We start from the raw sequence: 15,264 nt of genomic DNA on the forward strand, positions 1-15,264 counted from the left end.
GACGGCGGGACGCACGCCTCGATCCGGTCACCGCCGCAGGTCGGGCCACGGGCCCGCCGAGTGTGCACGTCGACCGTCCCTCGGCGCGCACGTCCTCGCGAAGGCGTCGCCCCACGTGTCGCGTTCCGCGCCCGGCGCCGGTGATCGCGCCGATCCGAACCCGCGACCCGTCCACCCAAGCCCGCGCCCCCGACCGTGGATCCGCCGGTTCGAGCCGTCGACGTCCCCGGGGAGCCGGGCAGTTCGCATCCGCCCGCTTCGAGAAGGAGGCAGTAATGTCCACGGCCCTGGTCACCGGCGCCAGTTGTGGTCTCGGCGCCGACCTCGCCCGCGCCCTCGCCGCCCGCGGCCACGATCTGATCCTGGTCGCCCGCAGCGCCGAACCCCTGGACCGGCTCGCGGCCGACCTGGTGGCCGAACACGACATCAAGGCACGTGTGTTGCCCGCCGACCTGACCGTCGAGGCCGACCTCGAAGGCGTCGCCGCGGCGGCGTGCGACGCGGACATCCTGATCAACAACGCCGGTGCGGCGCTGGGCACGTCCTTCGACCGCACCGCGTGGGCGGACGAACGGCGCATGCTCGCCCTCAACGTCGTCGCACCGTCCCGCCTCATCCACGCCGCGCTGCCCGAGATGCTCCGGCGCGGCTCCGGCCGCATCCTGGTCGTGTCCTCGGTGGCCGCCGTCGGGCCCGCCTGGCTGGGCACGGCGTACGGCGCGACCAAGGCCTACGAGTTGGCCATGACCCAGTCGTTCGCCTACTCCCGGCGCATCCGCACCTCGCCCGTCGCGCTGACCGCACTCGTGCCCGGGTACCTCGCGTCGCAGTTCCACGTGCGAGCGGACATCGGCGCACCGCCACCGCTGCTCACGCTCGCGTCGTCGTACGTCGCGAAACAGGCGGTGCGGGCCATTCATCGGCGCCGTCCACCGGTCGTGTGCGTGCCGAGCATGCGCTACAAGGTGCTGGCGGGGCTGCTGCGCCATGTCCCCTACCGGCTCCTGTCCGTACCCGGTCCGGCCAAGGACTTCGGCGGCGGCGCGGCCGGGGTGCAGGGTCCCGCCATGGACCTCGACCGGGACAGGGACACCGACCTCGACACGGCGGAGCCGAGCCGAAGCGGGGGTGCCGACGACGTACTGCCCGTCGGAGCCCAGCGGGACGGCCGGTCCCGACCCTGAGCCGTGTCCCGGCTCCCGGCCCGCCGTGGAAGTGGCAGCACCCGACCCCGCCGCGCGACCGACATCGCGCGGCGGGGTCCTCGCTGTTCGGCGCGGGCCAACGCGGCGGACAGTGCCCACAGTCGACCGATTCGGATGAACGCCGGACCCGGCGCTGCGCCGAACGGGCGACGGCCAATCAGGCGATCATCGGGACCAGGACCCCGGCTCTCCCGGATAAGCCCTGGTCAGGCGCGGACGGGCAACGGCTCGTGGTCATTTCGTGCGTCCCGATCCCTGTAGCCTGCCCCGTCTGCGACACGGCCACGGTCGGTGGACGGAAGGTCGTCACCGCCGGAACCGCCCTGTTGTGGACCGCACATCGTTGGTAAACAGGAGGGTCGGTCGAGTGTTCAGTCGTGTCGCCATCGTCAACCGTGGTGAGGCCGCGATGCGGCTCATCCACGCCGTGCGGGAGCTGGCCGCGGAAACGGGGACCCGGATCGAGACGGTCGCCCTGCACACCGATGTCGACCACGCGGCCACGTTCGTGCGCGAGGCCGACCTGTCCTACGACCTCGGTCCCGCCGCTGCCCGCCCCTACCTCGACCACGCCGTCCTGGAGCGGGCGTTGCTGGCGACCGGGGCGGACGCCGCGTGGGTCGGCTGGGGTTTCGTCGCGGAGGATCCGGCGTTCGCGGAACTGTGCGACCGGGTCGGCGTCACCTTCGTCGGACCGAGTCCGGAGGCGATGCGCCGCCTGGGGGACAAGATCTACGCGAAGCTCATCGCCGAAGAGGTCGGTGTGCCGGTCGCGCCGTGGAGCCGCGGTGCGGTCGAGACCCTGCCGGCCGCGCTGGCGGCGGCGGCCGAGATCGGCTACCCGTTGATGCTGAAGGCGACCGCGGGTGGTGGCGGGCGCGGCATCCGCGTGGTCACCGGCGAGGCCGAACTGACGGATGCCTACGAGCGCACCAGCCTGGAGGCCGCACGGGCGTTCGGTAGCGGCATCGTGTTCCTGGAGCGTCTGGTCACCGGAGCCCGGCACGTCGAGGTACAGGTGATCGCCGACGGCGAGGGCACGGCCTGGGCGCTGGGCGTGCGGGACTGCTCGATCCAGCGGCGCAACCAGAAGATCATCGAGGAGTCGGCGTCGCCGGTGCTCGACCCCGAACAGGCCGCGGAACTCAAGGCGTCGGCCGAGCGGTTGGCCCTCGCGGTCGGCTATCGCGGCGCGGCGACGGTCGAGTTCCTCTACCACCCCGGCGACCGGCAGTTCGCGTTCCTGGAGGTCAACACCCGCCTCCAGGTCGAACACCCGATCACCGAGTGCACCACCGGGTTCGACCTGGTCAAGGCCCAGTTGCGGGTGGCATCGGGCGGTCGGCTCGAAGGCGAACCGCCGGTGGAGCGCGGGCACGCCGTCGAGGCCCGGCTGAACGCGGAGGATCCCGACCGCGACTTCGCGCCCGCCCCGGGCCGGATCGTGCGCCTGGACCTGCCCGCCGGGCCGGGCATCCGGGTGGACACCGGAGTCGGCGAAGGCGACACCATCCCGGCCGACTTCGACTCGATGATCGCGAAGATCATCGCGCACGGCCGGGACCGCGAGGAGGCGTTCGGCCGGCTGCGGCGGGCGATGTTGCAGACCAGGGTGGTCATCGAGGGCGGTGCGACGAACAAGAGCTTCGTGCTCGACCTGCTCGACCAGCCCGAGGTGATCGACGGCAGCGCGGACACCGGCTGGATCGACCGCGTTCGCGGCGAGGGCAGACTCGTCGCGCATCGGCACTCCGCCGTGGCGCTGGCGGCGGCGGCGATCGACGCGTACGAGGAAGAGGAACACGCCGAACGGCAGCGGCTGTTGTCCACCGCCTCCGGCGGCCGCCCGCAGGTGCAACACGAGAGCGGTCGACCGCTGGACCTGAAACTGCGCGGCGTCGGCTACCGCGTGCGCGTGGCACGCGTGGGCCCGCATCGCTTCCGGGTCGGCATCCAGGCGGGCGACCTCGCGCGTACCGCCGACGTCGAACTCGACCGCTTCGACCGGCACGTCGGACAGATCCTGGTCAACGGCACCGCGTACCACCTGCTCACCGCCACGCACGGGCCGATCCACCTGGTCGAGGTGGACGGCGTGACGCACCGGGTCGGCCGCGACGAGGGGGGCGTCGTACGCTCGCCCGCCCCGGCACTGGTCGTCGCCACGCCACTGGAGGTGGGCGCCGAGGTCGAGGCGGGCGCTCCGGTGCTGGTGTTGGAGAGCATGAAGATGGAGACGGTGCTGCGGGCGCCGTTTCGGGCGCGGTTGAAGGAATGCACCGTGTCCGTGGGCAGTCAGGTGGACACCGGTGCGGCGCTGATGCGGCTCGAGCCGCTCGTCGACGACGATGCCGAAGCCGAGGACACCTCTTCCGTCGAGCTGGACCTGCCCGCCGCTCCCGAGACGATCCCGACCCGGGAGCGCGCCGCGCGCGGCCTGGAGGACCTGCGCGCTCTGCTGCTGGGCTTCGACGTCGATCCGCACGACGAACGCCGGGTACTCGACGACTACCTCGCCGCACGCCGGGCGGCCGTCGAGGACGGTCACGAACCGCCGGCCGAGGAATTCGAACTCGTCGACACGTTCGCCGACCTCGCCGAACTGAGCCGCAACCGCCCGGCGGGCGAGGACGGCGGCGGCGACGGGCACGTGCACAGCGCCCGTGAACACTTCCACAGCTACCTGCAGAGCCTCGACGTCGAACGGGCCGGGTTGCCCGAGGCGTTCCGGGCCAAGCTCGCCAAGGCACTCGCCCACTACGGCGTCACCGAGTCGGGGCCCTCGGCCGAACTCGAAGCCGCGGTGTTCAGGATCTTCCTCGCCCAGCAGCGCGCGTCCGCCGACGCCACGGTCGTCACGACGCTGCTGCGGGTGTGGTTGCGGGAGGCGCCGCCGGACGCGACGCTGCGCGAGTCGGTCGGCCTGGCCCTGGAGCGGCTGGTGGCCGCGACCCAGGTGCGTTTCCCCGTGGTCGCCGACCTCGCGCGCGGCCTGGTGTTCGCCTGGTTGGCCCAGCCGCTGCTGCGGCGCAACCGCGCCCGCGTCTACACCGACGTGCGAAGGCACCTGCGCCACCTGGACGCGCACCCGGACGCGCCGGACCGCGCCGAGCGGATCGCCGCGATGGTGCGCAGCACCGAGCCGCTGGTGCGCCTGCTCGGCCGTCGGCTCGGCCGCGACGACCTGGACAACACGATCATGCTGGAGGTGCTGACCCGGCGGTACTACGGCAACAAGGGCCTCACCGACGTGCGTTCGAGCCGGGTCGCGGGGTGCACGTTCGTGGTCGCCGAGCGGGCGGGCTCGCGGCTGGTCTCCTCGGCGGTCAGGTTCGACGAACTCGGCGGGGTACTGCGCGGGCTCGCGGAATTGGCGGGAGGTGGGGACGCCGTCGAAGCCGACATCTACCTCGCGTGGGAGAAGCAGCCGGCGGACTCCGATGCGATGGCGGCCGCGCTGTACGAGGTCGTGGCCGCGCACCCGCTGTCGAACCGGGTGCGCAGGCTCACCGCCACCGTCGCCGGCCGCGGTGGTGCGGTGATGCACCACCACTTCACCTTCCGGGCGACCGGCACCGGGATGGCCGAGGAGCGGCTGATCCGCGGTCTGCACCCGTACATCGCCCGGCGGATGCAACTGGAGCGGCTGAGCAAGTTCGACCTGACCCGCCTGCCGTCCTCGGACGAGGAGGTCTACCTCTTCCGGTGCGTGGCGCGGGAGAACCCCTCGGACGACCGCCTGGTCGCCTTCGCCCAGGTCCGTGACCTGACCGAACTGCGCGAGCACGACGGCAGGCTGATCGCGCTGCCCACGGCCGAGAACGTCGTCGCGACCTGCCTGGATTCGATCCGCCGTGCCCAGTCGCGCCGACCGACCGGCAAGTACGCCGACACCAACCGGATCGTGATCTACGTCTGGCCGCCGAGCGACATCACCCGCGCCGAGTTGGAGACCATCATCGGGCGCGTGTTGCCGACGGCCGAAGGCGCCGGGTTGGAGGAGATCGTCTTCATCGCACGCCGCCGCGACCGGGAGACCGGCGAACTGGGCAAGATCGCCGCGCGCGTCTCCTTCGACGTCTCCGGCGGCACCGAACTCACCATCGGCGAGCGCTCGCTCGAACCGGTCGAGCCGCTCGACGACTACCGGCGCAAGGTGCTCCGCGCAGCCGCTCGCAACACCGTGTATCCGTACGAACTCACGCGCCTGCTGGGCGACTTCGTCGAATACGACCTGGACGAGGCGCACGTTCTGGGGCCGGTCGAGCGGCCGAGGGGGAACAACACCGCGGCGATCGTCGTGGGCGTGGTCACCACCGCGACCGCGCTGCACCCCCAGGGTGTGACCCGCGTGGTGCTGCTCGGCGACCCGACGAAGTCGCTGGGTGCGCTGTCCGAGCCGGAGTGCCGCCGGGTGATCGCCGCGCTCGACCTCGCCGAGCGCATGGGGGTGCCCGTGGAGTGGTTCGCGCTGTCCGCGGGTGCGCGGATCTCGATGACCTCGGGTACCGAGAACATGGACTGGGTCGCCGCCGCGCTCAAGCGCATCGTCACGTTCACCCAGGACGGCGGCGAGATCAACATCGTGGTCGCGGGCATCACCGTCGGCGCACAGCCGTACTGGAACGCCGAGGCGACGATGCTGATGCACACCAAGGGCATCCTGGTGATGACGCCGGACTCGGCGATGGTGCTGACCGGCAAGCAGTCGTTGGACTTCTCCGGCGGCGTCTCCGCCGAGGACAACTTCGGCATCGGCGGGTACGACCGGGTGATGGGCCCCAACGGCCAGGCGCAGTACTGGGCCCCGAACCTGTGCGCGGCACGGGACGTGCTGATGGAGCACTACGACCACACCTACGTCGCCCTCGGCGAGCAGATGCCGCGGCGGGCACGGACGAGCGACCCGATCGACCGCGACGTCTGCGACTTTCCGCACACCTTGGCAGGCAGCGACTTCACCACCGTCGGCGAGATCTTCTCCGCGGAGCACAACCCGGACCGCAAGAAGCCGTTCGACATCCGCACCGTGATGCGCGCGTTGTCCGATCAGGACCACCCCGTGTCGGAGCGCTGGGCGGGCATGGCCGACGCGGACACCGCGGCGGTGCAGGACGTGCGGCTCGGAGGCATTCCGGTGTGTCTGATCGGGATCGAGTCGCGGTCGGTGCCGCGGCTCGGCTTCCCGCCCACGGACGGCCCGGACACGTACACGGCGGGCACGCTCTTCCCGCAGTCGTCGAAGAAGGTGGCGCGGGCGATCAACGCGGCATCCGGCAACCGGCCGTTGGTGGTGCTGGCGAACCTGTCCGGGTTCGACGGTTCACCGGAGTCGATGCGCAAGCTGCAACTGGAGTACGGCGCGGAGATCGGCCGGGCGATCGTGAACTTCCGCGGCCCCATCGTGTTCTGCGTGATCTCGCGATACCACGGCGGGGCGTTCGTGGTCTTCTCCAAGGCGCTCAACCCGAACATGACCGTGCTCGCGCTGGAGGGCTCCTTCGCCTCGGTGCTGGGCGGTGCCCCGGCCGCCGCGGTGGTGTTCGCCGGCGACGTGCACGCCCGGACCGCCGCCGACCCGCGTGTGCGCGACCAGGAGGCACGCGTCGCGACCACCTTCGGTGCGGAGCGCGCCGCGTGCAAGGCGGAGCTCGACGAGCTCCGCACGTCGGTGCGCGCGGAGAAACTGGGCGAGGTGGCCGCGGAGTTCGACCGGGTGCACGACATTCGGCGCGCGGTCGAGGTCGGTTCCGTCGACGTCGTCATCCGCGCCGAGGAACTGCGCCCACGGATCATCGAGGCCATCGAGTCCCGCCTGGGCCCGACTCTCGGGGGCGATCCCGAGGCAACCGGGGCCGATCCGCTCGCACATCGGGCACCGGTACCGGAGCGCTCGCTCTTGTGAAAGGGCGTACCGCCGACTCCGTCGTCCCGCCGGTCGCCCGAATGCAGCAATGCGGCCTGCGTCCGTAGGGGTGGTTTCGACAATCGCCGACATGGTCGGTGAGCAGCGACGATGCGCCGAAACCCGATAATCGTGGCGGGTTTTGCGGGGTGGTCGCGTGCCGCATGCTCGGATCTGCGTTCAGGATGAATCCGACCACCTCGGGCGAGGTGGTGCTTTTCGAAGGTAAGGGGATTTCATGCGTAGGTTCACTCGCGCCTCCGTCACCGTCGCGGCCGTGCTCATGGCCGGCGCGGCGTCGGCGACACCGGCGTTCTGCGCGGCGGCCGACGCCGACCCGAACGCGGGTGCATCGGCTCCGCATTCGGGCGGTTGGGGGGCCGGTGGCGGCCTCGGCGGCTGGGGCCACGGCGGCGGTGACGCGCACGGCGGCGGCGGTGGTGGCGGCTGGGGCCCGTGGGGCGGCGGCGGTGGCGGCGGCGAAGGCGGCGGCGGCGGTTGGGGCGGCCACCGGTAGCCGTTCCACCGCAACCGGACACGACTGCGGCCTGCCCGATCCGATCGGATCGAGCAGGCCGCAGTCGTCGTCACAGGGCGCGCGCGCTGCTTCGCACGACCTTGGACCGCGCGCGTTCGATCGAGGCGTGCACGACCGGTTCGAACGCGGAGCCCAGCAACCTGGTGCCCAGGTCCATGACCTTCGCGTCGAGGCCGACGCACACGCGGGTGCGGCCCCTGCGGACGCCGGTGAGGATCACCCGCGCCGCGATCTCCGGTGAGGTCTTGGCCAACGTGTCGTGCACCGCCGCGACCTCGGTCCGGTCGGTTCCCTGCGCTGCCCGCGAGTTGCGCACGATGGCGGTCTTGATCCCGCCGGGGTATGCGGTGGTCACCCCGATCCCGCTGCCCTCACGGCGCAGTTCGTTGCGCAGGGATTCGGAGAAGCCCCGGACCGCGTACTTCGTCGCGGAGTAGGCGCTGCGCAAGGGCATGCCGAACAGCCCGAACGAGGAGGAGACGTTGACCACGTGCGCGCCGTGGGCCGGGTCGGCGCGACGCAGGTGCGGCAGGAAGGATTTCGTGCCGTGCGCCACGCCCCAGAAGTTGACGCCCATGATCCACTCGAAGTCGGCCCACTCCATCTCGTCGACACTCGCGGTCAACGCCACGCCGGCGTTGTTGATCACCAGGTTGACCCGGCCGAAGCGCTCGGCGGTGGCGTCCGCCCAGTCCTGCACCTCCGCGCGCCGCGCGACGTCGACCACGTCGGCATGCACCGTTTCCGCACCCAACTGCCGGGCCTGTTCCGCGGTTGCGCCCAGTCCCTCCGCGTCGACGTCGGAGAGGGCCAGCTGCGCGCCGTGTTCGGCGAGGGCGAACGCCAGTGCCCGGCCGATCCCGGAGGCGGCTCCCGTCACCGTGCACACGCGTCCTGCGTAATCTCGAATCACGGGCTCACTCCAAACACTCGACATATTCGGACGACGAGGCACTCGGCCCCGGAATTCAGGAAAAGGCGCCGACGGTGGTGCGCAGATCGGCGGAGAGGTCGGTCAACAGACTCGGCAATGCCTCGTGAACGTACAGGTGCCCACCGGGATAGGTGCGCAGCCGCATGGGTCGCGTGGTTTGTTCCTGCCAATTCGACAGGGATTCCACCGCGACCAGGGTGTCGTCCCGAGCGCCGAAGACACTCAACGCACAATCCAGCGGCGGCTCGTGGACGTACCGGTGCTGCAGGGCCAACAGGAGATCGGCCATCATGGGCGGGCCGAAGGCGGTCATGGCGCCTTGGTCCCGGAATACCTCGGGCGGAAGCAGATCGGTCAGCCCCAACTGTCGCCAGGGTTGATCCGAGACCAGGATGGGTCGGCATGCGCGCGCGAACGCGCCGCCCTGCGGCGGGGGAACGGCCGACACGGCGAGCAACGCGGGCATCGCGTGGCCGCAACGGCGCAGCTCCCGCACGGTGTCGAAGGCGATCATCGCGCCGATGCTGTGGCCGAAGAAGACGTACGGCCGGCCGTCGTCGGACTCCAGGACGAGTTCGGCGACCATCGCGCTCAATTGGGCGGGATCGGTGAGCGAGACCTCGCCCGTCCGTGCGCCGCGACCGGGAAGTCGTACGGCCGTCAGTTCGACCGAATCGGGCAGGTATTCCAGCCACGGTGCGAACATCATCGCATCCGCACCCGCGTAGGGAATGGTGAACATTCTCATGGGAGCTTGCGGCCGGGATGTGAAAGTGAGCAGGTCCGGGCGTGGGGAGCGAGTGCCGAGTGGGCGGCAGATGGATTCCACAGGCGATTCTCGATTCGTCCTACGGGAAATGGCGGGGGCGGGTGCGCTCGGCGAAAGCCGGCCGATCGCGCAGACTCTATGCCCTCGGGAGAGCCGAGCCGGAAACACGATCGCCCGAACGGGGCAATGACGGGAGTTCGACGTCCGGATGTCCGAACAGCCTTGTGAATCGGACTATTTGCGGTTCACACGGGCGCCGCTTCAGGATTCAGGATTGCGGTCGGTCCGGTGCGTCCGGGGTGGAGTCCGCGGTCTGGCCGACCAGTTCGGGGAGTGCCTCGCTGCGCGCGTCGGGCAGCTTGGGGCCGGTCTCGCGCGGGCGACGCCGGGGCAACGACAACGACGGCGCCCACCAGTTCGCCCGGCCGGTGAGCTGCATCAGGGCGGGAACCAGGATGCCGCGCACGATTGTGGCGTCCACGACGACCGCGACCGCGAGACCGACGCCGACCGTCTTGAGCAGCGTGACGTGGGACATGGTCAGCGCGACCATGGTGGCGGCGACGGTCAGGGCCGCGGCGGTGAACAGTCGGCCCGTGTGTTCGATCCCGAAGACGATCGAGCGGGTGTTGTCCCCGGTGCGCACGAACTCCTCCTTGATCCGGGCGAGGAGGAAGACCTCGTAGTCCACCGAGATGCCGAAGGCGACGGCCAGGGTCAGCAGCGGCATCGTGGTCTCCAACGATCCGCCGGTGGTGAAGTCGCCCACCAGCCAGCGCAGATGGCCGTCCTGGAAGACGTAGACGATGGCCCCCAGACTCGCGGTCATGCTCAGCAGACCCATCACGACCGCCTTGATCGGCACCAGGACGCTGCGGGTGAACAGGAAGAGCATGACCAGGGTGCCGGCCAACATGACGGCCGCGCCGTAGGGGAGTGCCTCGCGCAGGGTGTGTTTGGTGTCGGTCAACTCCGCCGCCTTGCCTGCGACCAGGTGCGGTTGGGGGGCGGGCAGGGTCCGCAACCGGTGTACGAGCGCGACCGTGTCCGGCGACTGGCTGTCGGCCGTGCCGACCACACGCAGCACGCTGCCCGGGACGGTGGGAAGAGGTGGCGCGGGCGGTGCGACCGGGCGGACGACGACCCGCGTGGTGCCCTCGGGGGTGGGCTCCGCCGCCTCCGGTGCGGGCAACTGCGGTGCCGGGAGCGGTAGTCCCGCGCGGTAGTCGCCGGTGTCGGCGATCACGTGCGCGACATGGGGCAACGCGGACAACCGTCGGGCGTACGCGTCGATGGCCGGTGCGTCGGTCGCCGCGTTCGCCCGGGGCAGGATCACCGGGATGACGCGCTCGGGCGGGTCGGCGAAGTCGGTACGCAACAGCTCGGCGGTGCGGTGCGGTTCGGAGTTCCTCGGCAGGATCTTCTCGTCGATGGTGGTGAACCGCGCGTGCAGGAAGGGGAGGGCCAGGACCAACAGGAGGGCCGCGGCCGTACCCCCGCACAGGACCGCACGGGAGGTGGCGAGCGTGGCGATGCGACGCCAGACGGGACTGCCGCCGCCCACGCGCCCGCTCCCGCGACGGAATCGGCGGAACGGGTCCAGCCGGTCCAGGCGCGGTCCCAGTACGGCCAGCAACGCGGGCAGGACCAGCAGGGACGTCAGCGCCGAGATGATCACCACCAGGATCGACGCCCACGCCAACGAGCGCAGCAGCTCCAGCGGGAAGACGAACAGCGCGGACAGGCACAGGGCCACCGTCGCCGCGGAGAAGAGCACGGCGCGCCCGGCCGTGGCCATGCTGCGGGCGATGGCCCGGCGCGATTCGACGCCCTGGGAGAGTTCCTCGCGATAGCGGGTCACGATGAACAGGGCGTAGTCGACGGAGAGCGCGAAGCCCAGCGCGGCACAGATGTTGATCGCGAACACGGTGATCGGCATCGTGAGCGTCAGCGTGGCCAGCACGGCCAGGGCGCCGGCCACGGAGACCGCGCCCATGGCGAGCGGGATGGCCGCCGCGGTCAGCGACCCGAACGCGAGCAACAGGATGATCATGGTCAGCGGAGCCGCGAGCAACTCCCCGCGTTCGAGGTCGCGTTCGGACTCGTCGGTGGCCTGCGCGTTCAGCCACGCGGGTCCGGTGGCGTCGACCCGCAGACCGCCGGCGGCCTTGCGCACGGCGGGGACCAGGGCGCGCGAGGCGACCGCGGAGTCGCGTTCGCTCCCGGCCAGGTCCACGCGGATGAGCGCGCCCCTGCCGTCCCGCGAGCGCAACAGGGGGGAACCGGTGCTCCAGAAGGACTGCGCCGCCTTCACGCCCGGTCGCCCTGCGACCAGTGCGGTGAGCCGGCGGCCCGCCTCCGCCACCTCGGCGTCGTCCACCTGCTTGTCGGCGCGGATGTAGAACACCAGGTCCGCGGCGTCCGCCCCGTATCGGGCGGCGACGCGTTCGGCCTCCGCGGCCCGGGTTCCGGTCGCGGTGAACCCGCCGTTGGACCAGCGGTCCCTGGCGCCGGCGACCACGGTGGCGGCCAGGACCAGGACGATCATCGCGCCCGCCAGGAGCAGGCGGCGGTGCCGCACGCAGTGCCCGGCGAGGCGGCTCAGCGGGTCGCCGGGCGGGTCCGGCGTCTCGTGTTCGGGAGGTGGGACCGGGATCGTGTCGAGCATTTGCGTGTCCTCCCAGGACGACGTCGTCTGTGCGATGGGCGAGGACGCCCGTGAACCGGGATCGGGTGCAGACGTGGCGAACCCGGGCCGGCCATCGCGTCGGGGCGGCGGCGGGCGAGGGGCGAATCCTGTTGCCGAGGATCCGCCGTGGCCGCGGATATTCGGAGGAATTGTTCGTGCTGCCGGCGAGCGTACCGCGCGTGCGGACCGCAACTCGCGATTGCCGATCCCGGCCGCCGTACGGCGATAAATCGTATGTATAAGAATCGGATGTACGTGCCCGGTTGCCGGGCGAAGGCGTGAATAGTCGATCCTTATGAATGTGTCGACAATGGTGAATTGCATCGACCGTGCGGCATCCCGGCAACTAGGCCATACCGGTGAATCTGACTTCCCGGTCCGTAACCTGGACTTTTGCACGGCCCGGTCATGGATAGGATCGACGCGCAATACCGGCCATCGGTTCCGGAGAAGAGGAATGAGACCGTGCAGGTTACATTGACTGGTGGCACCGGTTTCCTGGGTCTGCGGCTCGTTCGTGAACTCGTGAATCGGAATTGCTCCGTCACGCTGCTCTCCCGCCGGGGCAGCACGAGTGCGATCGACCGAATCTCCCATGCCCTCGGACGGCTGGGCGAGACGCCGGATTTCATTCAGAAATTTCGCCGACGCGCCGACGAGGTGGACATCGAAATCGAGCGTCCGCTGTTCGGCCTCCCGGACGACCGGATCGAAAAGCTCGTCCGGCGGACCGACATGTTCCTGCACAGTGCCGGAAACATCGACCTCAATACCGGCGCCCGGGCGATCCGGCCGGTCAACGTCACCGGGACGCAAAACTTCCTCGACATCGCCGGCCGGAGCCCGCACGGCGCGCCCTTCTGCCATGTCAGCACCGCGTTCGTGGCGGGCGCCCGACGATCGGGAACCGTTGCCGAAGCCGACCTGATCGACACGTACGGCTTCGAGAACGAATACGAGCGGTCCAAGTGCGATGCCGAATCCCTGCTGCGCCGGTGGTCCCGGGAAAGCGGAATGCCGGCGCTGGTCATGCGGCCCAGCATTCTCCTGACGGACCGTGCCCCGACCCCGGGCCTCCCGGCCCACCCCTTTCAGACCATCAGCGCCCTGCTGCGTGCGTCGACGATCGAAAGAGGCATCGCCGGACTCTCCATCCCGCGGGGTCTGCGGCCGGTCATCCACATGCAGGGGCAGGCCGACGCGCGGCTGAACTGCCTCCCCGTCGAGGACGCCGCGCGGGCCATCGTGGGCATCGCCGCGGAACACCGATCCACGGACGCGGAGACATACCACATCGTGCACCCGGACGACGTGTCCGCCACGACGCTCATCGAACTCTTCGAGAAATTTGCACCCATTCGCATCGTCCTCAGGCCCGAGCTGCCCGAAAAGCTCTCCCCGGCCGAGCAGCGCTTTCACAGTTACGCCGGGTTCGCCGCGTATTTTCGGCACACGCGGGTCTTCGACGATCGCAACGCGCGCCGTGTCCTGGGCGGACCCTGTTCCCGGACGACCGTCGACATGGCCTATCTCCTGGCCGGCACGCACGGGATTCTTTGACGGTCCACACGGGATTCCTCGAAGGTCGGCGAAATCCGACCACCTTTCCGAAAGCCCACAGGAGAAACCGTTCATGACCATCGGACTACAGGCAGCACCCCGTCACGACATGTCGGATCCCACCGCCGACGGTCTCCTGGCCGTGCTTCGCCAACCGCGGAGCATGGCCACGATCGTTCGGCGCCTGTCCGACTCCGTGACCGGCGCCGTCCTGGGAGACGCGCCCGTCGACGGTTGCGAAGTCGTCGGCACACTCTCTCCGTTGTATCCCGAATGGCTCGGCGACCGGTCCTTCACCACCGACCACGGCGTGCGATTCCCCTACGTGGCCGGGGAGATGGCGCAGGGAATCGCGGGCGTCGCGATGGTCAAGGCGATGGCACGAGCCGATTTGCTGGGCATCTTCGGAGCAGCCGGGCTGCCGATCGACGCGGTTCGGCGGGCGATCGAGGAACTGCGCCGCGATCTGCCCGAACACGCCCCGTGGGGGGTGAACATCATCCACAACCCGCACTCGCCCGCCTGGGAGGACGAGGTCGCCGCCCTCGCGATCCGACACGGTGTGCGGTGCGTGTCGGTGTCGGCCTTCAGCAAGGTCACCCGCGCCCTCGCGCACTGTTGCGCCGCGGGCCTGCAGGTGCGCGCCGACGGTCGGGTCGTCCGTCCGCGGATGATGATGGCCAAGGTCTCGCGCCCCGAGGTCGCTGAACAGTTCCTCGCCCCGGCGCCCCCCGAACTGCTTCGGGAACTCGTCGCCGAGGGACTCCTGACCGCCGACGAGGCGGCGTTGGCGGCCCGCGTGCCGATGGTCGACGACCTCACCGTGGAGTCCGACAGCGGCGGACACACCGACGGCAGGCCGCTGTCCACCGCCCTGCCGCAGATCCTGGCCCTGCGCGACGCGGTCGCCCATCGGCACGGCATCGCACCGCGCACCAGGATCGGCGCGGCCGGCGGCCTGGGCACCCCGCACGCCGTCGCCGCCGCGTTCGCACTGGGCGCCGCGTACGTGGTGACCGGATCGGTCAACCAGCTCAGCCTGGAGGCCGACACCTCCGACCTGGCCCGGACGATGCTCCAGGCCGCGGACACCATGGACGTGGCGATGGCGCCGTCCGCGGACATGTTCGAGATGGGGTCGAAGGTACAGGTCCTCAGCCGCGGCACGATGTTCGCCGCCCGGGCCTCCAGGCTCTTCCAGCTGTACCGCGACCACGAGTCGCTGGAGGAGATCCCCCCGGTCCAGATCGCCCGCCTCGAACGGGAGATGTTCCGTCAGCCGGTGGCCCAAGTGTGGGCGCAGACCGAGGAGTTCTGGCGCGCCAGGGAGCCCGCGCAGGCCGACCGCGCGGCCGTGGACCCCAAGCACCGCATGGCGCTGGTGTTCCGTTGGTACCTGGGCATGTCCAGCACCTGGGCGACCACCGGGACCGCCGACCGCAGTGTGGACTACCAGATCTGGTGCGGCCCCGCGGTGGGCGCATTCAACGACTGGCGCAAGGACGGATTCCTGGCCGATCCCGCGAACCTGTCCGTGGTGCAGATCGCCCGCAATCTCATGGAGGGCGCAACGGTCCTCACCCGCGCGCAGCAACTGCGCAGCCACGGTGTCGACCTGCCCGCCCAGGCGTTCACCTTCCCCGCCCATGAACTGCTCTGAATCG

8 protein-coding genes are annotated in these 15,264 nt (G+C 70.5%); 5 read left to right on the plus strand and 3 right to left on the minus strand.

The window, feature by feature from the left end:
* Positions 1-275: 275 nt before the first annotated feature.
* The 3 genes from ACIBM5_RS28790 to ACIBM5_RS28800 all read left to right on the plus strand — a co-directional run bounded on the left by ACIBM5_RS28790 (position 276) and on the right by ACIBM5_RS28800 (position 7,627).
* Positions 276-1,184 carry an SDR family NAD(P)-dependent oxidoreductase gene (locus ACIBM5_RS28790; RefSeq protein ID WP_396009425.1) on the plus strand — a complete coding sequence of 303 codons (909 nt, stop codon included), beginning with the start codon at positions 276-278 and terminating at the stop codon, positions 1,182-1,184.
* A gap of 388 nt (positions 1,185-1,572) precedes the next feature.
* Complete coding sequence (locus tag ACIBM5_RS28795; RefSeq protein ID WP_396009426.1) at positions 1,573-7,110, plus strand: carboxyl transferase domain-containing protein; 5,538 nt, start codon at positions 1,573-1,575, stop codon at positions 7,108-7,110.
* 238 nt (positions 7,111-7,348) lie between these two features.
* Positions 7,349-7,627 (plus strand): hypothetical protein, encoded by a 279-nt coding sequence (locus ACIBM5_RS28800; protein WP_391584626.1) that lies wholly within the window; start codon positions 7,349-7,351, stop codon positions 7,625-7,627.
* Between the two features lie 70 nt (positions 7,628-7,697).
* On the opposite strand, the gene ACIBM5_RS28805 is transcribed toward ACIBM5_RS28800, so the two are convergent.
* From ACIBM5_RS28805 to ACIBM5_RS28815, 3 genes are all read right to left on the minus strand, one after another.
* Positions 7,698-8,537, minus strand: a complete 840-nt coding sequence (locus ACIBM5_RS28805; protein WP_396009427.1) for an SDR family NAD(P)-dependent oxidoreductase — start codon at positions 8,535-8,537, stop codon at positions 7,698-7,700.
* Positions 8,538-8,616: 79 nt separating this feature from the next.
* The gene (locus tag ACIBM5_RS28810) at positions 8,617-9,324 is read right to left on the minus strand and encodes a thioesterase II family protein (RefSeq protein ID WP_396009428.1); all 708 of its coding nucleotides are present in this window, start codon (positions 9,322-9,324) and stop codon (positions 8,617-8,619) included.
* A gap of 295 nt (positions 9,325-9,619) precedes the next feature.
* A complete protein-coding gene (locus tag ACIBM5_RS28815; RefSeq protein WP_396009429.1) occupies positions 9,620-12,019 on the minus strand; it encodes an MMPL family transporter in 2,400 nt (799 codons plus the stop codon).
* Between the two features lie 429 nt (positions 12,020-12,448).
* Between ACIBM5_RS28815 and ACIBM5_RS28820 the strand changes: the two genes are divergently transcribed.
* Entirely contained in the window at positions 12,449-13,600 is a 1,152-nt protein-coding gene (locus tag ACIBM5_RS28820) for an SDR family oxidoreductase (protein ID WP_396009430.1), read from the plus strand.
* Positions 13,601-13,673: 73 nt separating this feature from the next.
* Positions 13,674-15,260 carry a PfaD family polyunsaturated fatty acid/polyketide biosynthesis protein gene (locus tag ACIBM5_RS28825; RefSeq protein ID WP_396009431.1) on the plus strand — a complete coding sequence of 529 codons (1,587 nt, stop codon included), beginning with the start codon at positions 13,674-13,676 and terminating at the stop codon, positions 15,258-15,260.
* Positions 15,261-15,264 lie beyond the last annotated feature (4 nt).

The organism is Embleya sp. NPDC050493, assembly GCF_044458105.1.
Taxonomy (GTDB): domain Bacteria; phylum Actinomycetota; class Actinomycetes; order Streptomycetales; family Streptomycetaceae; genus Embleya.